Annotated in this window: 18 protein-coding genes, 2 tRNA genes, 1 other RNA gene and 1 pseudogene; 6 read left to right on the top strand and 16 right to left on the bottom strand. The window is 70.3% G+C overall.

Going from position 1 to position 22,241, the window contains the following annotated elements:
• Positions 1 to 76: 76 nt before the first annotated feature.
• From ACTVCO_RS01765 to ffs, 11 genes are all read right to left on the bottom strand, one after another.
• The gene (locus ACTVCO_RS01765) at positions 77 to 1,150 is read right to left on the bottom strand and encodes an aspartate-semialdehyde dehydrogenase (protein ID WP_443726666.1); all 1,074 of its coding nucleotides are present in this window, start codon (positions 1,148 to 1,150) and stop codon (positions 77 to 79) included.
• Between the two features lie 3 nt (positions 1,151 to 1,153).
• Positions 1,154 to 2,437 (bottom strand): aspartate kinase, encoded by a 1,284-nt coding sequence (locus ACTVCO_RS01760; RefSeq protein WP_443726665.1) that lies wholly within the window; start codon positions 2,435 to 2,437, stop codon positions 1,154 to 1,156.
• Positions 2,438 to 2,712: 275 nt separating this feature from the next.
• Positions 2,713 to 2,898 carry an antitoxin gene (locus ACTVCO_RS01755; protein WP_443726663.1) on the bottom strand — a complete coding sequence of 62 codons (186 nt, stop codon included), beginning with the start codon at positions 2,896 to 2,898 and terminating at the stop codon, positions 2,713 to 2,715.
• Between the two features lie 144 nt (positions 2,899 to 3,042).
• On the bottom strand, positions 3,043 to 3,828 hold the full coding sequence (locus tag ACTVCO_RS01750; protein WP_443726662.1) for a TSUP family transporter: 786 nt from the start codon (positions 3,826 to 3,828) through the stop codon (positions 3,043 to 3,045).
• The gene (locus ACTVCO_RS01745; RefSeq protein ID WP_443726661.1) at positions 3,825 to 4,415 is read right to left on the bottom strand and encodes a DUF5063 domain-containing protein; all 591 of its coding nucleotides are present in this window, start codon (positions 4,413 to 4,415) and stop codon (positions 3,825 to 3,827) included. The genes ACTVCO_RS01750 and ACTVCO_RS01745 overlap by 4 nt, the downstream gene beginning before the upstream one ends.
• Positions 4,408 to 5,007, bottom strand: a complete 600-nt coding sequence (gene recR / locus ACTVCO_RS01740; protein WP_443726660.1) for a recombination mediator RecR — start codon at positions 5,005 to 5,007, stop codon at positions 4,408 to 4,410. The genes ACTVCO_RS01745 and recR overlap by 8 nt, the downstream gene beginning before the upstream one ends.
• Positions 5,008 to 5,063: 56 nt before the next feature.
• On the bottom strand, positions 5,064 to 8,066 hold the full coding sequence (locus tag ACTVCO_RS01735) for a DNA polymerase III subunit gamma and tau (RefSeq protein WP_443726659.1): 3,003 nt from the start codon (positions 8,064 to 8,066) through the stop codon (positions 5,064 to 5,066).
• Between the two features lie 55 nt (positions 8,067 to 8,121).
• The gene (locus ACTVCO_RS01730) at positions 8,122 to 8,835 is read right to left on the bottom strand and encodes a methionine ABC transporter permease (protein WP_443726658.1); all 714 of its coding nucleotides are present in this window, start codon (positions 8,833 to 8,835) and stop codon (positions 8,122 to 8,124) included.
• Positions 8,832 to 9,938, bottom strand: a complete 1,107-nt coding sequence (locus ACTVCO_RS01725) for a methionine ABC transporter ATP-binding protein (protein ID WP_443726657.1) — start codon at positions 9,936 to 9,938, stop codon at positions 8,832 to 8,834. Before ACTVCO_RS01725 ends, ACTVCO_RS01730 begins: the two co-directional genes overlap by 4 nt.
• A gap of 166 nt (positions 9,939 to 10,104) precedes the next feature.
• The gene (locus ACTVCO_RS01720) at positions 10,105 to 11,004 is read right to left on the bottom strand and encodes a MetQ/NlpA family ABC transporter substrate-binding protein (protein WP_443726656.1); all 900 of its coding nucleotides are present in this window, start codon (positions 11,002 to 11,004) and stop codon (positions 10,105 to 10,107) included.
• Between the two features lie 504 nt (positions 11,005 to 11,508).
• An RNA gene (ffs, locus tag ACTVCO_RS01715) (signal recognition particle sRNA small type) lies at positions 11,509 to 11,605 on the bottom strand.
• Between the two features lie 100 nt (positions 11,606 to 11,705).
• Between ffs and ACTVCO_RS01710 the strand changes: the two genes are divergently transcribed.
• From ACTVCO_RS01710 to ACTVCO_RS01690, 5 genes and pseudogenes are all read left to right on the top strand, one after another.
• Positions 11,706 to 11,790: transfer RNA gene (locus ACTVCO_RS01710), tRNA-Ser, on the top strand.
• A gap of 318 nt (positions 11,791 to 12,108) precedes the next feature.
• On the top strand, positions 12,109 to 12,723 hold the full coding sequence (locus tag ACTVCO_RS01705) for a copper resistance CopC family protein (protein ID WP_443726655.1): 615 nt from the start codon (positions 12,109 to 12,111) through the stop codon (positions 12,721 to 12,723).
• Between the two features lie 174 nt (positions 12,724 to 12,897).
• Positions 12,898 to 13,188 (top strand): annotated as a pseudogene (locus tag ACTVCO_RS01700) (type II toxin-antitoxin system VapB family antitoxin); the annotation flags it as partial.
• Between the two features lie 155 nt (positions 13,189 to 13,343).
• A complete protein-coding gene (locus ACTVCO_RS01695; protein WP_443726654.1) occupies positions 13,344 to 14,069 on the top strand; it encodes a LytR C-terminal domain-containing protein in 726 nt (241 codons plus the stop codon).
• A 1-nt stretch (position 14,070) separates the two neighbouring features.
• Positions 14,071 to 14,676: a GNAT family N-acetyltransferase gene (locus ACTVCO_RS01690; protein WP_443726653.1), complete on the top strand. Its 606-nt coding sequence runs from the start codon at positions 14,071 to 14,073 to the stop codon at positions 14,674 to 14,676.
• A 124-nt stretch (positions 14,677 to 14,800) separates the two neighbouring features.
• On the opposite strand, the gene ACTVCO_RS01685 is transcribed toward ACTVCO_RS01690, so the two are convergent.
• The 3 genes from ACTVCO_RS01685 to ACTVCO_RS01675 all read right to left on the bottom strand — a co-directional run bounded on the left by ACTVCO_RS01685 (position 14,801) and on the right by ACTVCO_RS01675 (position 18,907).
• A complete protein-coding gene (locus ACTVCO_RS01685) occupies positions 14,801 to 16,111 on the bottom strand; it encodes a uracil-xanthine permease family protein (RefSeq protein WP_443726652.1) in 1,311 nt (436 codons plus the stop codon).
• A 117-nt stretch (positions 16,112 to 16,228) separates the two neighbouring features.
• Positions 16,229 to 17,029 carry a tetratricopeptide repeat protein gene (locus ACTVCO_RS01680; protein WP_443726651.1) on the bottom strand — a complete coding sequence of 267 codons (801 nt, stop codon included), beginning with the start codon at positions 17,027 to 17,029 and terminating at the stop codon, positions 16,229 to 16,231.
• A gap of 174 nt (positions 17,030 to 17,203) precedes the next feature.
• Complete coding sequence (locus ACTVCO_RS01675) at positions 17,204 to 18,907, bottom strand: glycoside hydrolase family 13 protein (RefSeq protein WP_443726650.1); 1,704 nt, start codon at positions 18,905 to 18,907, stop codon at positions 17,204 to 17,206.
• A gap of 147 nt (positions 18,908 to 19,054) precedes the next feature.
• Between ACTVCO_RS01675 and ACTVCO_RS01670 the strand changes: the two genes are divergently transcribed.
• Positions 19,055 to 20,434, top strand: a complete 1,380-nt coding sequence (locus ACTVCO_RS01670; protein WP_443726649.1) for a hypothetical protein — start codon at positions 19,055 to 19,057, stop codon at positions 20,432 to 20,434.
• 69 nt (positions 20,435 to 20,503) lie between these two features.
• Here ACTVCO_RS01670 and ACTVCO_RS01665 read toward each other — a convergent pair.
• Positions 20,504 to 20,592 (bottom strand) — tRNA-Ser (locus tag ACTVCO_RS01665).
• 96 nt (positions 20,593 to 20,688) lie between these two features.
• Complete coding sequence (locus tag ACTVCO_RS01660) at positions 20,689 to 22,215, bottom strand: peptide MFS transporter (protein ID WP_443726648.1); 1,527 nt, start codon at positions 22,213 to 22,215, stop codon at positions 20,689 to 20,691.
• Positions 22,216 to 22,241: the final 26 nt, after the last annotated feature.

Genomic DNA, 22,241 nt, shown 5'->3' with positions numbered 1-22,241 from the left:
GGCAGGCCGTCGCCCCAGAAATGCAGTCGGCCCCCGCTCCGCCAGGCGGAACGGGGGCCGACGACGGCGCCCAAGCTCAGACGCGCGCTGCACGCACCTCAGCGAGGCGCGGCGCAACAACTTCGGCAATCTGCACCGCATTGAGCGCGGCGCCCTTGCGCAGGTTGTCGTTCGAGATGAACAGCGCGAGCCCGCGGCCACCCGGAACCGACTGGTCGACGCGGATGCGACCGACGAACGACGGGTCGGCGCCCGCCGCCTGCAGGGGGTTGGGTACGTCGGTCACCTCGACGCCCGGCGCCGCCTCGAGGAGCGCCGTCGCCTGCTCGGGCGACAGGGGCTCACCAAACTCGGCGTTGACGACGAGCGAGTGACCCGAGAACACGGGCACGCGCACGCACGTGCCCGAGACCGCGAGGTCCGGCAGACCGAGGATCTTGCGCGACTCGTTGCGGAGCTTCTGCTCCTCGTCGGTCTCGAGCGACCCGTCCTCGACGATGCTGCCCGCAACGGCGACGACGTTGAACGCAATGTTCCGCACGTACTTGCTCGGCTCCGGCAGCGTGACGGCGGACCCGTCGGTGACGAGCTCCTCGAGCGGGACGTCGCCCGCAACCGCGGCCCGCACCTGATCGGCAAGCTCGGTTGCGCCGGCAAGGCCCGAGCCTGAGACGGCCTGGTACGTCGAGACGATGAGACGCTGCAGCCCAGCCGCATCCGAGAGCGGCTTGAGGACGGGCATCGCGGCCATCGTCGTGCAGTTGGGGTTCGCGATGATGCCCTTGCGGGCCTCGAGGACGGCGTCCGGGTTGACCTCCGAGACGACGAGCGGAACGTCCGGGTCGAGGCGCCACGCGGAGGAGTTGTCGATGACGACGGCCCCCGCCGCGGCAAAGCGCTCGGCCTGCGCGACCGACGTTGAGCCCCCGGCCGAGAACAGCGCGATATCAATCCCCGCGAGGTCCGCAGTCTCGACGTCCTCGACGACGACGTCCGTGCCCTTCCAGTCGAGCACCTTGCCCGCCGAACGCGCCGAGGCGAAGAACCGGATCGCACCGACAGGAAAGTCACGCTCGACCAGGAGCCGGCGCATGACGGCACCGACCTGTCCGGTCGCGCCCACAAGAGCAACAGTGAGGTTCTCAGTCATGGTTCAACGCCCCGTTCCTGCGTAGACGACGGCCTCTGCGTCACCGTCGAGCCCGAACGCCGAGTGCACGGCGCGCACCGCGTCATCAAGGGAGTCCTCGCGCGTGACGACAGAGATACGGATCTCGGAGGTCGAGATCATCTCGATGTTGATGCCTGCGTCGCGCAGCGCACCGAAGAGCTTCGCCGAGACACCGGGGCTCGACTTCATGCCCGCACCGACGAGCGAGAGCTTGCCGATCTGGTCGTCGAACTGCAACGACTCAAACTTGATCTCGTCCTGGGCGACGCGCAGCGCCGCGAGCGTCGCCGGAACATCACCCTCAGGAAGCGAGAAGGAGATGTCCGTGAGGCCCGTCTGCGCGGCGGAGATGTTCTGGACGATCATGTCGATGTTCGCGCCCGCGGTCGCGACGACCTCGAAGATGCGCGCTGCGGTTCCGGGGACGTCGGGCACGCCGACGACGGTGATCTTGGCCTCGGACCGGTCGTGAGCCACGCCGGTGATGATCGGGTCTTCCATCGGGAGCTCCTCGCCGTTGTCGGCAGTCTGGGGTCGGTTGGTCACGAGGGTGCCCTCCTTGCCGGAGAAGGAGGACCGCACGTGGATCGGCACGTCGTAGCGACGCCCGTACTCGACGCAGCGCAGGTGAAGGATCTTCGCCCCGCTCGCCGCCATCTCGAGCATCTCCTCGTACGTGAGCCGCTCGACCTTGCGGGCCGCGGGCACGATCCGCGGGTCGGCCGTGAACACGCCGTCGACGTCCGAGTAGATCTCGCAGACGTCCGCGCCGAGCCCCGCCGCGAGCGCGACGGCGGTCGTGTCAGAGCCGCCGCGGCCGAGCGTCGTCACGTCGTTCGTGTCGCGGGTGACGCCCTGGAACCCGGCGACGATCGCGACCGAGCCCTTCTCGATGGTCTCGCGCACGCGCGAGGGCACGACGTCGACGATGTGCGCCTTGCCGTGCACGGCGTCCGTGATGACGCCGGCCTGCTGACCCGTGAAGGACTTGGCCTTGACGCCGAGGTTGTTGATCGCCATCGCGAGCAGCGACATCGAGATGCGCTCGCCCGCGGTGAGGAGGATGTCCATCTCTCGCTGCGGAGGCGCAGGCGTGACCTGCTGGGCGAGGTCGATGAGCTCGTCCGTCGTGTCGCCCATGGCAGAGACCACGACGACGACGTCGTTCCCCGCCCGCTTCGACTCGGCGATGCGCTTGGCTACACGCTTGATGCTCTCGGCGTCGGACACCGAGGAGCCGCCATATTTCTGCACGATGAGTGCCATGTGTTCTCTTTTCTTCACTGGTCCCGTTGATCTAAACGTCCACCAGATGTGTGCTCGAACGTCGTCATCGTAGCCGCGCCGGCCGGCGAGAACCACGCCCCGTCCGCCCCCCGGACCACTGCGCCCCCTGTACCCGGGCGTCGGCCCGTCGATAGTCGATCCGTACGCTCCCCACGTCACGATCCGCTATCCGCACCGCCGCGCCGCTGCACCGCCGCGCCGACAGCACGACGCCCGCACCGCCGTGAGGGGGTGCGGGCGTCGGGGGCTGATTCTCAGGCCTGCTGCTGCTTGGCGATGAAGCCCTGGGCGGCGTCGACAGCGGAGTCGATCTTCGTGTCGACGTCATCGGACGTCTTCGACTTCACGAACTCGGCGGCCTTGTCCAGACCGTCCGAGACCTTGTCGCCGTGGTCCGCCAGTGCACTCTTCGCCTTAGCGGCGAGGTCATCGATGCCCATACGCCACCTCCTTCCTCCCAGCGCGCGCCGGACGCGCACGACCTTCTTCCACGGTACTGCGGATCGCTACGGACGGCAGCCCTTTTGATCGACTCTGCCGCGGGGCAGGGCGCGAGACCTGCCCGCCCGAGGTCGACCGCCAGGTCACCGGGAGAGCACCTGCCAGCCAAGACGCACGATGAGCACGGAGACGACGAGCACGAAGACGACCCTCACGAATCCGGACCCGCGCGCGACGGCCATGCGCGCTCCGAGGTAGCCGCCGCACAGGTTGGCGGCGCCGACGACGAGCCCGAGTCCCCAGAGGACGGCTCCGTGCGGCACGAAGATCACGAGAGCTCCGGCGTTGGTCGCGAAGTTGACGATCTTGGCGATCGCGGAGGCGGGCAGGAACGCGTAGCCGAGGAGGCCGACGAGGCTGATGACGAGGAACGTTCCCGTGCCGGGGCCGAGGAGCCCGTCGTACGCACCGATCGCGAGGCCGACGGCGGCCGCGGTCAGGCGGTGCCGGTTGCCCTCCCACCGCAGCTCGGAGGACGTGCCGAGCGCGGGCCGCAGGAGGGTCCACGCGGCGACGCCGATGAGGACGACGAGGATGATGGGCGTGAAGAGATCGGCGGGGATGCGGCTCGCGAGGGCGGCGCCGCCGATGGCGCCGCCGAACGCGCACGCGGCCATCGGCGCGGCTGTGCGCAGGTCGGGGCCGACGCGCCTGTAGAAGGTCACGGCGGCGACGGACGTGCCCATGATCCCGGCGAGCTTGTTGGTCGCGAGCGCCTGGACGGGGCTGATGCCGGGGACGAGGAGGAGCGCGGGCAGCTGGACGAGACCACCACCGCCGACGACGGCGTCGACCCACCCGGCGGTGAAGCCGGCGACGACGAGCAGCAGGATCGTCGTCGTCGACAGGTCGAGGCCGCCTGAGGTCATCCGGTCGTGTGGCGCTGCAACGCGTCGTACTCGGCCTCGGCGGCGACGTCGTCCTCGACGTCGAGCCGAAGGTGGCTGAGGATGAGGGCGAGGACCCGTGCTGCGGAGGCTGCGGTCGCGCCCCACCCGGACAGGTACGTGAACTGCCACCACCACAGGGCTTCGGTTGCGTGACCGGCCTCGTGGTGGGCGAGGCCCTGGGTGAGTGCGAGCGTGATCTCGGCGAGGCCGTCGGACAGGCTCGTGCGGTCGGTCTCGTCGCCGAGGACGGGGTCGACGACCTCGGCGTACGCGTCGAGCCCGTCGAGGATCGTGGCGAGCGCGAGCCGCAGGGGCTCGACGTCGGTGTCAGGGCCCGAGTCGGGCTCGAACTCCTCTGCCGGGACGATGTCGATCATCGCACCCAGGCGTGCGCCTGCCGCGAGGATGTCAGACGTTGCGAGGAGCAGGACGGGGATCGCGGCGTCGGGAGCTGCGCCCGACGCGATCTGTGCGACCGTCGAAACGAAGTGGCTCGCCTGCTCGGCGAACGCGCCCTCGACCTCGTTCACTCCGCCGGGGAGCGCCATGCGTGCGTCGTCACCCATGAACAACTCTCCGTCCCTCGAATGCCCGACCGAGCGTCACCTCGTCGGCGTACTCCAAGTCTCCCCCGACAGGCAGGCCTGACGCGAGACGAGTGACGCGCAGACCCATGGGGCCGAGCAGACGCGCGAGGTAGGTCGCGGTTGCTTCACCCTCGACGTTCGGGTCAGTCGCGAGGATGACCTCGGTGACCTGGCCGTCGGCGAGGCGTGCCATGAGCTGGGAGATGCGCAGGTCGTCGGGCCCGACGTTCTCGATGGGATTGATGGCCCCACCGAGCACGTGGTACGTCCCGCGGAACTCGCGCGTGCGCTCGATGGCGACGACGTCCTTGGGTTCTTCGACGACGCAGATGACCGTCTGACTGCGCCGCGCGTCACGGCAGACGCGGCAGCGTTCTTCTTCCGAGACGTTCCCGCACACCTCGCAGAACTTCACGCGCTCCTTGACCTGCGTGAGGGCGTCGACGAGGCGACGCACGTCGTCCGCGTCTGCTGCAAGCAGGTGGAACGCGATGCGCTGGGCGCTCTTGGGGCCGACCCCGGGCAACCGCCCGAGCTCGTCGATGAGGTCTTGAACCGCTCCTTCGTACACCCCTTGAGCCTATCGGCAGGCTCCGACACTGAGTGCCGCCGCGTGCGGGGGTGTGCTCAGGCGTCCGGGTCGGTGATCTCTTCGAGGACGGTGGCGCCGAGAATCTGCACGACGAGGGGCACGCCCATGAGTGCCGTCTCGGTGAAGGGCACCGAGTCTTCGTAGTCCTCGTACGAGGGTTCGTCGGGCGGGGGGACGTCGTCGTGCGGGGGCTCGTCTGTGTGCGCGGTGCGTGACTGACTGCCACCTGCGCGTCCGGCGAGCGCGGCGGCGCGCGCCGCTGCGGCTCCGCTGAGTCGCGTGACGGCGTCGGCGGGACCCGGGTTGACGGACGCGGCGCGGCCGGAGGGGGTCTCGGCGGCCCGGCTCACGGGCGCGGGAGGCAGGGTCACTGGCTCGGCACGCGCGGGGATCGGGCGTGCGTCGTGGGTCGTCGGCGCGGACGGGGACGTGGCGGCCTCGTGCGGTGCGACTGCCTCGCGCGGTGCGACTGCCTCGCGCGGTGCGACGGGCGAGGCCGGTGCGACGGACGAGGCCGGTGCAGCGTGCTCGGCCGACGCGGCTGGCGAGGTCGGCGCGGCTGCCGAGGTCGGCGCAGCGGGCGCGTCGGGGCTCCAGGTGCCGACGGGGACGACGTCCCACGAGTCGATGACCTGGGGCGCAGCGGGCGCGGACGCAGGCCCAGCGGGCGCGGACGCGGCCGGCGCGGCGGCAGACGCGACTGGCGCGGAGGTCAGCGCGGAGGTCAGCGCGGGAGCCGAGCTCGACGAACCCGACGGGGCCGATGTGGGAGCCGGCGACGGGGCGCTCTCGCTGACGGCCCCTTCGCCCTGGACCTCACCTTCGACGCGTACGTCGTAGCCGAGGGTCTCCTTGACGGCCTGCTGGACGAGGCCGCTGTGCGGGCCGTTGCTGAACGCCCCTACGAGGCCGGGCGCGGTGAACGCGAGGCGCAGGGTCGTCTGCGTGAGCTCGGCGACACGGGCGTTGTCCTTGACGAGCACCCACGTGGCCTTCTTGAGGTCGGCGAGAGTCGCCAGCACCTCGTCCCAGCGGCGGCGGAGAGTCTCGGAGTCCTCGCCCGCAGTCGTTGCCGGAGCACGGGCCTCGTCGGTCGGTGCGCTCGGAGCGTCGTGCGCGGACGACGACGCAGTCGCTGCCTCGGGCGCACCAGCGAGAGCCGGTGCGTGCACGTGCTCAGGCGCAACCTCGGGGATGCTCTCGCCCGCGCGTTCGACCTCTCCGTCGGACACGGACACGGATACGGGCTCGGCCTCGGCCTCGGCCTCGGGTTCGGTCGCGCGCTCGGCCTCGGGCACGGGCACGGGCACAGGCACAGGCACAGACTCGGGCTCAGACTCATGCGCAGCGGCCGGCTCGACCTCCGGCTCAGGCGCGACCTCTTGCGCAGGCTCGTGCGCGTCGTTCGGCTGCGCGACGGGGTCTGCGGCTGCCGGCGTCGGAGGGTCCCACGGCGGCGGTGCGCTCGAGGTTGTCCCCTGGTCCGCGACGGCCACGTCGTCGTTCTCGGCGCGCGGCGCGGCAACGATTGCGAGCTCAGGGTCCGCAACGGTCCCAGGCACGGCCGCGACCGTCGACACGTCCGAGGGAGCGGAAGCAGGCGCGGTGGCGGGGACCGACGCGGAAGCGGGGACCGGCGCGGAAGCGGGAGCCGGCGCGGCCCCAGGCGCGCGCCCGGTCGCGGCCGCGAGCGCGGCCCGTGCGGCCGAGGCCCCGCGCCCGGTGTCACCACGTCCGGCATCCCCACGCCCAGTCTCACCGCGAGTCGCCTCGGGAGCTGCCTCCTGGCGTGGGGCAGCGTTCATGCCGAGGACGGTGCCGCCGTGCGCGGCGTCGGGCGAGGCGGCGCCACCGTGCCCGGCTGCGGGACCGAGCCCGCGCTCGAGCCGGTCTAGCCGCGCCGCGAGGGACTGCTCGCCGCCGGACGCGGCGGGCAGCAGGAGGCGCGCGCACAAGAGCTCGAGGTGCATGCGGGGTGAGGTGGCGCCGCTCATCGTCGTGAGTGCGTCGTTCGCGAGGTCGGCCGCGCGCGAGAGCTCGGCCGTGCCCATGGCTGTGGCCTGCGAGCGCATGCGCTCGAGCTGGTCGGCGGGGACATCGCGCAGCACGGCCGCCGCGTCATCACCCGAGACCGCCAGGACGATGAGGTCGCGCAGTCGCTCGAGCACGTCCTCGACGAAGCGTCGGGGCTCGTGCCCCGACCCCACGACGCGGTCGACGACACGGAACAGTGCCGCGCCGTCGCGCGACGCGACCGACTCGACCGCGTCGTCGAGCAGGGTCGTGTGCGTGTACCCGAGCAGTGCGACAGCGAGCTCGTAGTCGACGCCCTCGGGCCCCGACCCGGCGATGAGCTGGTCCATGACGGAGAGCGTGTCGCGCACAGACCCACCGCCCGCCCGTACGACGAGCGGCAGCACGCCCGCGCCGACGGCGACGTTCTCGGACGCGCAGAGCTTCTCGAGCAGCGGGACCATGACCTCCGGCGGAACGAGCCGGAAGGGGTAGTGGTGCGTGCGCGAGCGGATCGTGCCGATGACCTTGTCGGGCTCGGTCGTCGCGAAGATGAACTTGAGGTAGGCCGGGGGCTCCTCGACGATCTTGAGGAGCGCGTTGAAGCCCTGGGGCGTCACCATGTGCGCCTCATCGAGGATGAAGATCTTGAAGCGGTCGCGCGTCGGCGAGAAGGTCGCGCGCTCGCGCAGCTCACGAGCGTCGTCGACGCCGCCGTGGCTTGCCGCGTCGATCTCGACGACGTCGAGGCTGCCGGAGCCACCTGTCGCCAGGTCGATGCACGACGGGCATGTGCCGCACGGGGTGTCCGTCGGGCTCTCGGAGGTGTTGGCGTGGCAGTTGAGGATCCGCGCAAGGATGCGCGCGGACGTCGTCTTGCCACAGCCGCGGGGGCCTGAGAAGAGGTAGGCGTGGTTGACGCGGTTGGAGCGCAGCGCTTGCCGCAGCGGCCCGGTGACGTGCTCCTGCCCGACGACGTCGGCGAAGGAGTCCGGACGGTAGCGGCGGTACAGGGCTGTGCTCACGGCCACCACCCTATGCGGTCGGTCGGACATTCTTGGGGGCGGTCCGGGCGACCCGTCAGCGCCGCAGGACCTTGCGCGCCAGGAGGTTGCCGACGCCCTGAGCGACCTGGACGATGACGACGATGACGAGCACCGCGACGAACGTGATCTCCCAGTTGAAGCGCTGGTAGCCGAAGCGGATCGCGAAGTCACCGATGCCACCGCCACCGACCATGCCTGCCATGGCCGACATGTCGACGACGCCGACGAACAAGAACGTGTAGCCGAGGATGAGCGGGCCGAGCGCCTCGGGGATGAGCACCGTCGCGATGACCCGGAGCTTGGACGCCCCCATCGAGCGCGCGGCCTCGACGACGCCCGGGTCGACCGCGACGAGGTTCTGCTCGACGAGCCGCGAGAACGCGAAGGTCGCCATGATCGTCATGGGCAGGATGACGGCCGTCGTGCCGATCGTCGTGCCGATGACGGCGAGCGTGAGCGGACCGATCGCGGTGAGGAAGATGATGAACGGGATGGGCCGTACGAGGTTGACGAGCAGGTTGAGCACGAGGTTGACCGCGCGGTTGCCGTAGAGGTTGCCGCGCCGGGTCACGTAGAGCGCGAGCCCGAGCACGAGTCCGGCTGCGCCGCCGACGAGCAGCGTGAAGCCGATCATGTAGAGGGTCTGGCCGAGGGACTCCCAGAGCGCCGGGAGCATGCGGTCCCAGTCGGTGGGCCGGGCCGCCGTGGGCAGCACGGACGGCAGCGCGGCGGCAAGCACGGGGTTCATGCGCGGGGTCCCTTCGGGCCGAGCGAGGCACGCGGTCCGACGGCGTCCGGGTCGGCGAGCGGCGCCGCAGCGGTGCCGAGGTCGAGGACGGACGCGGTCCGTCCGAGGTCTGCGAGGAACGCGGCGACGGCCGCGTCCTCGCCGTCGAGCTCGAGAGTGAGCGACCCGTAGGGGCGCTCGGCGATCTCGGTGATGCCGCCGTAGATGACGGTTCCGTCGACGGGGTGGTCGCGCAGGGCGCGCGTGATCTCGCCCGCGGCACCCCCGTCTTCGCGCACGCCGACGGTGATGATGCGGCCGGGGTGGCGGCGGCGCAGACGTTCGAGGGCGGCGGGGCTGGGGCGGTCGCGCAGCGCGGTCCCGACGAAGCGTCGGGTCGCGGGGTGCTGCGGCCGCGCGAAGACGTCGTACACGTCGCCCTGCTCCACGACCGAGCCGTTCTCCATGACTGCGACGCTGTCGCAGACGTACTTGACGACGTCCATCTCGTGCGTGATGACGACGACGGTGATCCCGAGCTCGACGTTGACGCGTTTGATGAGGTCGAGGACGTCCTGCGTCGTCTCGGGGTCAAGGGCACTCGTCGACTCGTCGGCGAGGAGGATCGTCGGGTTCGTGGCGAGCGCACGCGCGATCCCGACGCGCTGCTTCTGCCCACCGGAGAGCTGGGACGGGTAGGAGCGGGCCTTGTCGGAGAGCCCGACGAACTCGAGGAGCTCGGCGACGCGCTCGGCTCGTCGGGCGCGTGGCCAGCCCGCAACCTTGAGGGGGTAGGCGACGTTGCCGTGCACCGTGCGGGACGAGAGCAGGTTGAACTGCTGGAAGATCATGCCGATGCCGGCCCGCGCAGCGCGCAGGTCCGACTCCTTGAGGGAGTGGATGTCACGGCCGTCGACAAGGACGCGGCCGCTCGTCACGGGCTCGAGCGCGTTGATGAGCCGCACGAGGGTTGACTTGCCGGCCCCCGAGTAGCCGATGACCCCGTAGATCTCGCCCGCGCCGATCGTGAGGTCGACCCCGTCGACGGCCCGCACCTCTCCCTTGGAGGTGGTGAAGACCTTGGTGGCGTTCTCGAAGCGCACCTTGGGCTGGGTTTGGCTCATGGGACATGGGTCCTGTCGTCGTCAGGGCGTGCGTGCCGCCCCTATCGTGTCGTGCTCAAGCGGTCGCCGCCCAGGGCCCCCTGCACCGGGCGACGACCGCGACGGTGGGGCCGCGGGAGGCGGCCCCACCGTCGCACGCGCGGGCGCGTCGCGCCCGCGCGTGGGGTCACTTGCCGGAGCGGACCTGCTCCTCGACGTCGCTCAGGTACGTCGCGAGCGTTCCTGCGTCCTCGTGGACGAGGACCGCGGTGTCGCCCGACGCCGCCTTGAGCGCGGCCTCGACCTCGTCGGACTGTGCAAGCTCGATGAGCTTGAGGAACGTCGCGTTGTCCTTGTCCTCGGCCCGCGCCGCCCACACGTTGATGTAGGGGCGAGCGCCGACCGACGCGGGGTCGTCCTGCGCGATGGCGTCCGTGGGCTTGAGGTCGGTGTCAGCGATGAAGTCGTTGTTGATGATCGCTCCGTCGACCGACGGGAGCGAGATCGCGGTCTGCGCGGCGTCGACCGGCGTCACCGTGACCTTGGACGTCGGCAGGACGTCGAGCTCGGTTGAGGCGAGCGTGCCGCCGTCGCGGAGCTCGACGAGGCCCGCGCTCTGCAGGACGAAGAGGGCACGGTTGAGGTTCGTGGGGTCGTTCGGGACGGCGATCTCGCCGCCCGCGGGGATCTCTTCGACCGACGCGTGCTTGGAGGAGTAGAGCGCGAGCGGGTAGATCGCGGTTGAGCCGATCGCGACGAGGTCCTCGTCCGCTGCGACGTTGTAGTCCGCGAGGTACTGGATGTGCTGGAACTGGTTGAGGTCGAGCTGGCCCTGGGTGAGCGCCGGGTTGGGCTCGGGGTAGGACGCGAAGTTGACGAGCTCGACCTCGATGCCCTCGGCCTTGGCCTTCTTGACGAGGACGGGCCACTGGTCGTCCTCGGAGTTGACGACGCCGACGCGCACCTTGGCGGGCGCGGTCCCGCCTGCGGTCGGGGTGGACGACGACGCGGCGTCGTCGGAGCTGCAGGCGGCAAGACCGAGGAGGAGAGCGGTGGTCGCGGCGAGCGCGGTGAGCTTGCGGTTCATGATGTTCTCGCTTCAGGTGTGGGCGCACGCCGGGGGCGTGCGGCGACGCGTGGGCGCCAGGAGGCAGGGGATCCGGAGGCCGTTCAGGCGTGGTCCGGGGCGTGCTTCTGGGTGAGGCGGGGGTCAGGGCATCGACGATGCCCGGCAGGAGGCCTTCCGACTGACGACCGCGTTGCGGTCGGGTCCCTCTGGACGCAGCTCGGTGGCTCAGGCCTGCGCGGCCCGCTGCGACATTCGCCCGCGCATCATGTCGCGACGGCATGTCGCGACAGAGCGGGTCGAGGTGCAGCAGGTGGCGGTCATGGATCAACCATGCGTCGGGGTCGGCGCGGACGGCCAGCCCGACACCGTGAAATCTCAGAGCGTGGACGCTTTGATATCGAGGCATGGCGCTGGGCGCGGGCCGCGTCGGCGAATTCCCGCGGCTCTCGCTCCAGCGGGGGTGTCCATGTGGTGATCGCGGTCACAGCGTGACGCGGAGCGTCGCGTCCACATGTCGGGACACACAAGGACCCCCCGTGTACCCGTCAGAGCTCACCTACCCTTGCTGCCTTCCGGCCCTGGGGGGGTTCAGCGAGATGACGCCACACGAGGGGTCTGGAAGAGAGCCTAGCGGAGGGTGCGGCTCGAGGCCGAATCGCGTACGGCCGGCGATTCGGTACCACGCGCTGAGTCAGGTATCCTCGGTAGCGCTGTTGCCAGGAGGATTCGCCTAGTGGCCTATGGCGCCGTCTTGGAAAGGCGGTTGGGTGCAAGCCCTCGGGGGTTCGAATCCCCCATCCTCCGCACAATGACGAGGACCCCGGACCACGCTTTTTGGTCCGGGGTCCTCGTCATTGTGCGAACGTACAGAGCGGATTCGGGAGGGCCCGCAGCGAAGCGAGGAGCCCGGCTCCCCCATCCTCCACAGAACGATGATGACCCCGGACCACGCTTTTCGGTCCGGGGTCATCATCGTTCAGCGAACGTATAGAGCGGATTCGGGAGGGCCCGCAGCGCAGCGAGGAGCCCGGCTCCCCCATCCTCCGCTCTGCTCCGGGGCGCGTTCGTATCTCCTCCCTGAGACCGATCCCCTCGTCCGACAAAGGGTGGGACGATGTCGTTATGCGTCTTGTCCTTCGTGGCGCGAGCCTGCTCGCTGCCGTTGCTGCCGCCGTCGTGTTCGCTGTTGCTGCGCCTGCGTCCGCGCACAACCCGCCTCCGGTGCCGGTGCCGGCTGATGGTGCGACGCTCGATGCGGTTCCCACGGAGGTGCGCCTCGAGTACGGCGACGCGGTTCTTGAGCTGGGGACGACGGTCCGGGTGACGGGCCCGTCGGGTGAGGTCGTGTCGGAGGGCGCTGCGGTGGTTGAGGAGCGTTCGGTGTCGCAGGCGATCAGTGATGCGGGTCCGGGTGCGTATGAGGTGGCGTGGCGGGTGACGTCGGCCGACGGTCACCCGGTCGACGGGTCGAGTTCGTTCGTCGTCGAGGCTGCTGAGTTGTCGAGCCCGGCGGAGCCGAGCCCGACGGAGCCGAGCCCGACGGAGTCGGACGAGCCGACGACGGTCGCTGCACCCACGACGCCTGATGTCCCAGCGTCCGCAACGACGTCCTCCGCGAGCACTGCCGCCGCGGGCTCGACGGGGGCTCTCCCGTTCGTCGTGGCGGGTGGCGTCGTGGTTCTCGTCGGCATTGTTCTCTCGATCGTTGCGGTGCGGCGCCGCCGCGCACGCGACTAAGACGCACGGCGCTGTCCCTAACTCTCAGGAGGTGATCTCATGAACGCTGGCCCGATCCGTCGGACGAGCGTCCGTGAGGTGTACCTGCGGCGTGCACAGGCTGCTGGTGAAGGTCGTGAGAAGGACCGTGACGAGCACGGCCTCGACGCCGAGGCTCGCCCTAGACTCGCTGGGGTGATCTTCCGTGGCGTCGGTGACGGCCGGCCGTACCCCGAGCACGGCCTCGTCACGCCCAAGGACTGGTCGGTCGTGCCGCCGCGCCAGGTGCGTCTGGACGAGCTCGTGACGACGAAGGCCACGCTGAGCCTGGACTCGCTCCTGTCTGACGACTCGACCTTCTACGGTGATCTGTTCGCCCACGTCGTGCAGTTCAAGGGCGTCATGTATCTCGAGGACGGCCTCCACCGGGCTGTGCGCGCTGCTCTGCAGCAGCGCGCGGTGCTGCATGCGCGCGTGCTCGTCCTGCCTGACGACGCGGTCTCGGCGCAGGCCGCGCCCGCTGCGGTCTCCCCTGCGACCCCGACGAGCGACGGCGCCCCCGCGCCTGTGGCTTCGCCCGCGCCTTCGACTCCCGCACTCCCTGTTGACGATGACTCACCAACTCCGCTGAGGACTGCCCTGTGACCGCTCGCTTCACCCCTGAGCAGGCTCGTGCCCTGCGCCGTCGCCGTGAGCACGAGCGGCAGACCGTGATCTTTGGTGTGCTCATCGCGGCGCTCGCGATCGCTGGCCTGACGGGCGTTGCCGCGTTTACGGGCAACTTCTCACTCCCAGGGTCGTCGGACTTCGTCTCGAAGGAGCCTGAGGGAACGCTCATCACGTGGGACGAGCCGTGTGCGCCGCCGAAGAAGAAGCCGGCTGGCCGCGCGAAGATCAAGGTGACGGTGCTCAACGGGACGACGCGCGCCGCGCTCGCGACGACCGTGGCCGAGGACCTGCTGGATCGCGGTTTCGCGGTTGAGGGCTCGGGCAACGATGAACGTCGGCCGCGGCAGACGCTCATCACGTCTGGCCCGTCGGGAATCGTCCAGGCCTACACGGTTCGTGCGCGCTTCCCGGGCGCGCGGCTCGTGCTTGACGACCGCCCTGGCAAGTCCGTCGACGTGACGATCGGCGCGCAGTTCACGACGATCACACCCGAAGAAGCGGTGACGCTCGACCCGAAGGCACCTGTGACGTCAGTCGAGGGCTGCGTGGACCCCGCTCAGATCACGCCGCAGCCCGCCCCGGCTCGTTTCGACGAGGCCAAGAAGAAGGCAGCCGAGAAGGCCGCCAAGGACGCGGCCGACGAGGCGAAGGCCGAGCAGGACAAGGACGACGAGGACAAGTCCGACAAGGACAAGTGACGTGACGACGATCCGACACACACGCACGGCTGACGCTGCGGAGGTCGCTCGGCTCTACGACGTGTGCATCCGCACGGGCGCGGCCGGCGGTGACGCGAGCGGCCTGTACGCGCAGCCGGAGCTGCTGCCCGCGGTCTACCTGGGTGCGTACCTTGCGCTCGAGCCGGGCCTTGCGTTCGTCCTCGCTGACGACGACGACAATGCGGTGGGCTACGTCATCGGCGCAGCCGACACACGTGATTTTGCGGCCCGGTGCGAGCGCGAGTGGTGGCCCGCGCTCCGCGAGCGCTTCCCGCTCGGCTCTGCGGAGGCGGGCACGCTCGACGCGAAGCTTATCGAGCTCATCCACGCGCCCGTCGCACTGCCGGACGCCGCCATCGATCGCTTCCCGGCGCACCTGCACGTGGATCTTCTGCCCGAAGGCCAGGGCGGGGGCAACGGACGACGCCTCCTCGAGACGCTCTTCGACGCGCTCCGCGCGCGGGGCGTCACGGCTCTGCACCTGGGTGTCGACACGACGAACACGCACGCGGTCGGGTTCTACGAGCACCTGGGATTCCGGCCGGCGCTCCCCGACTCCGACTGGATCTACGGGATCGACCTCTAGGTCGCGCTTCTAGGTCGCGTCGGGTCCACTGCGGTTGACCTAGCCGTCGCGAGGGTCACAGAGCGCTTGAACGCACGCGAGCCGCGCAGCCCATGGCTGCGCGGCTCGCGTGCGTGAGGCGGTGTCAGGCGTCGGGGTTGCCGACCGCCGTGTCCGGGACCGAGCTCGGGCTCGCAGGCTCGGCCGACGTCCCACGCCACCGGGCGATCGCCCGCATGCCGTGGTAGAGCACGAGCGCCGCGATCGTGCCGGTGGCGATGCCACCGAGCGTGATCGAACCCATCGTGAACGTGTAGTCGCCGATGCCCATGATGAGCGCGACGGCCGCCGACGTGAGGACGACGGGGTCGGAGAAGTTCACCTTGTTCTGCACCCAGATGCGGGCGCCGAGCAGGCCGATCATTCCGTAGAGGATCGTCCCTGCGCCCCCGAGGACGCCCGCGGGCATCGCCTGGATGATCGCGCCGACCTTCGGGGAGAACGCGAGCAGGAGCGCGGTCGTGCCTGCGACCCAGTAGACGGCCGTCGAGTAGACGCGGGTCGCCGCCATGACACCGATGTTCTCGGCGTACGTCGTCGTGCCGGATCCGCCGCCGGCGCCCGCGAGCATCGTGGCGACGCCGTCGGCGACGAGGGAACGGCCGACGCGGTCGTCGAGGTTCTCGCCCGTCATCGCGGCGACGGACTTCACGTGGCCGATGTTCTCGGCGACGAGCACGAGGACGACGGGCACGAACATGAGGAGCAGGCCCGGGTCGCTGAACGTGGGGGTGTGGAAGTCGGGCAGGCCGACGATCTTCGCCTGGGTGATGGCGTCCGAGCCGAAGTCGATCTCGCCACGCACGGCCGCCACGATGTAGCCGACGACGATGCCGACGAGGATCGAGAGGCGGCCGAGGATGCCCTTGAAGAGGACGGAGACGATCGCGACGGCGAGGATCGTCACGAAGCCGACGACCTCGTGTCCCTTGAAGTTGTTCCAGGCGGCGGGCGCCAGGTTGAGCCCGATGAGCGCGACGATCGTGCCGTTGACGGCTGGCGGCATGAGCTTGTCGATCCACGCGACACCCGCAAAGTGGCCGAGGGCTCCGACGACGACGAGGGACGCACCCGCGAAGAGGATTCCGCCCGAGGCGTCGCTCATGCTCGCGGCTGCGCCGATGGGCGCGAGGAACGCGAAGCTCGAGCCCAGGTAGCTCGGGAGCCGGTTCTGGTTGACGAGCAGGAAGATGAACGTGCCGAGCGCACTGAAGAACAGGGTGGCGGTCGCCGGGAAGCCCGTGATCGCGGGGACGAGCAGAGTCGCACCTGACATGGCGACGACGTGCTGCATGCCCATGCCGACGGTGCGCGGCCAGGAAAGTCGTTCGAGGGGGGCGACGGCCTCCCCGGGTCGGACGGTCTTGCCGTCTCCGTGCACGGTCCAGAGAGCCATGTGGGGTCCCATCAGGTGTGATGCGGGGGGCAGGTCAGCGCAGGGCGTCGCGCCGCGGAGCATCCTACTCCGCGTCCCACCTAGCGAGAGACCTGTCCGCGCCCGCGGGCCCCGTCGTCAGAGGGGGTTCTGCTCGAGGAGCGTGCGGGCGAGGGCGTCGCCGCGCTCTGCGGACTCACCCCACGCGCGGCGCGCCGCCTCAAGGTCACCGTGGTCACGCCAGTGCGTGCCGAGGTTCGTGAGCGCCTGGACATCGCCGGCCTCGGCCGCGACGAGCAGCACCGCCTCGGCGTCGTCCTCGCGGCCGTCCTCTTCGAGGAGCAGCGCAAGCGTCACCGCGACCCGGGTCTCACCGCGCGACCAGTGGCCGTCGAGCAGCCGGAGCCCGTCGGCCACCGACGTGGTGTCCCGCAGCGCGTGCTCGACCGCGGACTCCCAGCTGGTCTGTGCGGACTCGGCGACGATGTCCTCAGCCTCGGTCGTGAGCCCGATGCGCCGCAGGACGCGGGCGAGCCTCACCGGGGTCTCGGGCAGCTCGAGCGCCCGAGCGTAGTGGAGCGCCGCGCGCTCGTCGTCGCTGCACGCCTCGAAGATCTGGGCGGCCATGAACGCGCCCTTCGCGTCGCCAGCCTCGGACGCGGCGACGAAGCCCGCGCGCGCGAGCTCGGTACGTCCGCGCTCGTGGTGCAGCAGCGCCAAGTTGTACGTCGCCTCGGCAACGCCTGCCGCGATCGCCTTCTCGTAGAACGGCACGGCGGCCTCGTCGCAGCCGAGCGCGCGCAGGTCGTTGGCGATGTTGAAGAACTCCTCGGGCGCGGCGGAACTCACGCGGTGGAGAGCGACACGGATGTCCTCAGCGGCATCCCGCGGATCAGACGTGGTCGCCTGGGGAGGGTGCGTCGTCGTGTGCGCGGCCATCGCAGGGCTCCTCAGGGTGAGTGCGACTGGGCGATCCCAGCCGCGTTGCCGACCCCGCCGAAGCACGACAGGGGGCCTCCTGGAAGAAGTCTTGCAACCGCTCTCACCGTGGGCAACCGCAACGGGGTGGCCTCACCCCGCGCACCTCGCTCTCACCCACGTGACCGCCCAGCCTCAGGCGAGGATCGCCGCCGACTCGCCCGGCAGCATCCCGCCACTCAGCCCTGCCGTCGCCAGGACGAGGTCGCCCGCAGGGAGCGGCGCCGGTTCCTCACCCAGGTTGACGACGAGCGTGAGCTCGCGTCCGCCCGCGCCCGGCGCGGGAACGCGCCGCAGCACAAGTCGCGTCGGCGTCTGCTCGACCCAGCTGACCTCACCGCCACGCAGCGCGGGCTCGGCCTGGCGCAGCGCACCGAGCGCACGGTAGAGCGCGAGCATCGACGCGTCGTCGTCGTGCTGGGCCTGCGCCGTGAGGCCCGCCCAGTCGTCGGGCTGCGGGAGCCACGTCGTCGTGCCCTCGGGAGAGAAGCCGAAGGGCGCGCGCGTGCCCGACCAGGGAAGAGGCACGCGGCAGCCGTCGCGCCCACGCGACGCCCCTCCCGAGCGCGCGACGATCGGATCCTGCAGGACCTCGAGCGGCAGGTCGACGACCTCGGGCAGGCCAAGCTCCTGACCGGCGTAGACGTACGCCGCGCCCGGCAGCCCGAACAGCAGGACCGCCATCGCTCGCGCGCGACGCGTCCCCCTGGCAAGGGCTGCCGCGTCGAGCGGTCGCTCGGCGGTCGAGCCGGGCACGTACTCGCCCTCGAGCCGCACGTCCGCCCCGTAGCGCGTGACCGAACGCGTCGTGTCGTGGTTGTCCGTCACCCACGTCGTGGGGGCCCCGACCGCTCCGTACGCGGCAAGCGACTCGTCGACCGCCCGACGGATCGCGTCCGCGTCCCAGCCCGCCTTGACGAAGCGGAAGTTGAACGCGAGGTGCATCTCGTCGGGGCGCAGGAACAGCGCGACGATGTCGTCGGGTGCGCCCGTCTCGATGACCGCCATCCGGTCGCCGTCGTAGGAGTCCATGACGGTGCGGAACGCCCGGTAGATCTCGTGGACCCCGCTCGCGTCGTCCTTGGGAATGTTCGGGTTGCCGTCGGGCGTGTCCTCCCACGCAGTGTCCTTGATGAGCGCGTCCGAGACGTCGATGCGGAAGCCGTCGATGCCGCGGTCGAGCCAGAAGCGCAGCACCCGCTCGAACTCGGCGAGGACCGCGGGCTCCGCCCAGTTGAAGTCGGGCTGCTCGGCTGCGAAGAGGTGGTAGTACCACTGGCCCGGGGTGCCGTCGGGCTCGGTGACGCGCGTCCACGACGGACCACCGAACGCCGACCGCCAGTTGGTGGGCGGCAGCTCCCCGTGCTCGCCTCGGCCCTCGACGAAGTGGAAGAGCTCGCGTTCGCGGCTGCCGCGTTCGGCCGCGAGCGCGGCCTGGAACCACGGGTGCTGGTCGGAGCAGTGGTTGGGGACGAGGTCGATCGTCACGCGGAGCCCTCGCGCGTGCGCGGACGCGACGAGCTCGTCGAGGTCGTCGAGAGTTCCGAACATGGGGTCGACGTCGCAGTAGTCGGCGACGTCATAGCCCGCGTCGACCTGCGGCGACGGGTAGAAGGGCGAGAGCCACAGGGCGTCGACGCCGAGGGCGACGACGTGGTCGAGGCGTGCCGTGATCCCCGCGAGGTCGCCCGTTCCATCACCCGTCGAGTCGCCGAAGGAGCGCGGGTAGACCTGGTAGAACACGGCCTCGCGCCACCAGGGCTGCGCGGCATCGCGCGTGACGGTCGCGTCGGTGGGCTGCGGGTCAGCGGGCTGGGAGGTGGTGCGGAGCTCGATCACGTCCCCAGCCTACGCACGCTTGCAGCAACGTTTCGAGCGACGCCATCCGGGTCATGCCACCCACGCGGCGTCGTCCCGTCCCGCGATCCGGGACGGTTCAGGCGTGAGCGGAGGACATGGGCCCAAGACCGTGCAAATGATGGCGACATGTCTCGTCGCCCCACGTTTCCGTCTCGCCGCACCGCTCTCATCGCCGCTGCCGGAGCGCTCGCGCTCGCGGCGACGACGGCCGTTGCCGTCACCTCCCTCGACGACGACGCTCAACGCAGCCACGCCACCGCAACCGCTCGGCGTGCGGGGGCGACCGAGCCCGCGTCACGCGGGTTGAGCGGCACGCGCCCGCAACCGCCGACGCTTGAGGACCCGACGACGCACGCAGAGCCGAGCCCAGGCGCGACGACACCTGGCCAGACGTCACCGAGCGAACCCACGCCGACGCAACCGGGCACGGAGCCGGGCACGGCAGAGCCGGGCACGGAACCGAGCACAACGGCGCCCGGAGAAGCCGCACCCGGCACGACAGATCCCGCGGATCCACACCCCACAGACCCAGGAACGACGGAGCCGGGGACGACGGACCCGACGACCACGCGTCCTCCGCGCTCGCCCGAGCCGCGCCCGACCACCTCAGCCCCGCGCGAACCCGCCCCGGCACCCACGACGACGACACCCCCCACGCGCGCCCCTGAACCCGAGCCGGAACCCGAACCGACCACGCCGGCAACTCCCGTACCTCAGCCGGAGCCCCGCAGCTCGTTCCCCGGCCCTGGCACGACCGGCGTCCCCCACGGCACGAGCCTCAAGGTCCACGAGGGCGACCTCGTCGTCAGCAAGGCCGGCACCGTCATCGATCGCCGCGACATTCGCGGGCTCGTCCGCATCGACGCCAACGACGTGACGATCAAGCGCAGCATCGTCCAAGGTCGCAAGGTCACGCAGCAGAGCTACCTCGTCCAGATCTCCCCCGGCGTCACCGGGACGAAGATCGTCGACACCGAGATCTACGCCGCACACCCCTCGCACCTCATCAAGGGCGTCGTCGGCTCCCGGCTGCGCATGACCCGCACGAACGTCCACACCGTCATCGACCAGCTCTCGACGACAGGCGGGGGCGTCGTCGTCACGGACTCGTGGTTCCACGACAATCTCCACTACGCCTCCGACCCGCTCCACGGCGGCGGGCCGAGCCACGACGACAACGTGCAGATCTCGTCGGGCAGCGGCTTCGCATTCGTCGGCAACCGCTTCGAAGGGTCGCGCAGCGCGTCGATCATGATCGTGCAGGGCGCGCGTGGCGTGAGCGACGTGCGCGTCGAGGACAGCTTCATCGACGGCGGTGCATGCTCGATCAACGTCGCCGAGAACGGTCGCGGGCCGATCAGCGGGGTCGCCGTCACGGGCGTGACCTTCGGGCTCAACACGGGGCACCGCGGCTGCGCGATCATCAGCCCGCGCACCACGAAGATCACGCACTCCGGCAACGTGTTCACGGACGGGCGGTCCGTGACGATCTCACCGGGCGACTGACCGGGCGCACGAACGCTCCCGCGCACAGCGAAGCCCCCCACGGGGATCCCGTGGGGGGCTTCGTCATGCTGGCGGTAGCGGTGGGATTTGAACCCACGGTGGCTATGAACCACACAGCATTTCGAGTGCTGCACCTTCGGCCGCTCGGACACGCTACCTAGCCTGACGAGGATACAAGGCTGCCGCCCGGATTCGGAAATCGGAGCCGGCGCCGAGTACCAACATCCTCGAGAAACACCACCCGACCTGCGCGATCAGGACGTGGAAACCTCGGCGCCCTCGTCCTCGCCCTGCGCGATGTGCCGCGTGATCCACGGCGCCACGAAGAAGAACAGAACCGCGAGGCCGAGCGTCACGGCGCCGATCGTGCCGAAGTACGGCACGTACGACTCGGCAAGGTTCTCGGTTGCGGTGACGAGCTGCGCCGTGATCGCCTGCCCCGCCGCGGGGGCGAGGAACCACAGCGCCATCGCCTGTGACCGGAACGCACGTGGCGCGAGGAGCGTCGTCGCGGCGAGGCCGACGGGCGAGAGGAAGAGCTCGCCGACGGTCTGCACGGCGTACGTGACGACGAGCACCCAGGCGGGAACCTTGTCACCGCCGAACGACGCGGTGAGCAGGGCGAGCAGCACGAACGAGGACGCCGCGAGCGCGAGCCCGATGCCGAACTTGTGCGCGACCGTCGGGCCGCGGTCGCCCACGCGCATCCACACGCCCGCCATGACGGGCGCGCCGACGATGATGATGAGCGGGTTGATCGACTGGAAGAACTCGGGCTGAATGTCGAAGCCGAGGAAGGTGAGCACCGTGCGGTCCGCCGCGAACGCAGCGAGCGAGCTCGCGGCCTGCTCGTTGATCATCCAGAAGAGCATGGCGGCGATGAAGAGCGGGATGTAGGCGAGCACGCGCGAGCGTTCGGCGCGCGTCACCTTGGGTGAGCGCAGCATGACGATGAAGTAGCCGACGGGCGCGGCGAACGCGAGGTAGGAGATCGCGTCGACGACGCCGCTGGTTCCGAAGGCGGGGCCGTCCGCGCGCAGGGTCTGGACGAGGGCGGAGATGCCGACGGCGACGACGATGAGGCCGACGATGAGGAGGCCCGCTCGCATGAGCGCGGGACGTTCGTCGCGCGTGATGGGGTTCTCGACCGTGTCGCCGGCGCCGTAGAGCGCCTTGCGGCCCAGGACGAAGAAGACGAGGGCGAGGCCCATGCCGATCGCGGCGACGAGGAATCCGGCGTGGTAGCCGCCCCAGGCGCGAGCCGCTCCGACGAGGATCGGCGAGAAGAACGAGCCGAGGTTGATCCCCATGTAGAAGATCGCGAAGCCGCCGTCGCGTCGGTCATCGTTGCGCTCGTAGAGCTCGCCCACCATGCTCGAGACGTTGGGCTTGAGCAGGCCCGTTCCGATCGCGACCGAGATGATGCCGGCGAACGCGGTCGGTGCACCGCCAGGCACGGCGAGCAGGACGTGGCCGAGCGCGATGACGAGGCCGCCGTAGAGGGTTGCGCGCCGTGCGCCGATGACGCGGTCGGCGAGCCAGCCGCCCACGACCGAGAGCAGGTAGACGCTCGCGCCGTAGATCGATGTGATCGCGACGCCCGTCGACCGGTCGATCCCGAGGCCGCCGTTGGCGATCGTGTCGGTGATGAAGTACAGCAGGATGGCGCGCATCCCGTAGTAGCTGAACCGCTCCCACAGCTCTGTGCTGAACAGCGTCATGAGGCCCAACGGGTGACCGAAGAACCGTGTGTCAGACCTCGATCCGGTGGAAGTCGTCATTGCTCGTTGCTCCTCTAGGTGATGAC

Source organism: Sanguibacter sp. A247 (genome assembly GCF_052324925.1).
Lineage (GTDB): Bacteria > Actinomycetota > Actinomycetes > Actinomycetales > Cellulomonadaceae > Flavimobilis.
This window is presented reverse-complemented; position numbering and strand designations above follow the sequence as displayed.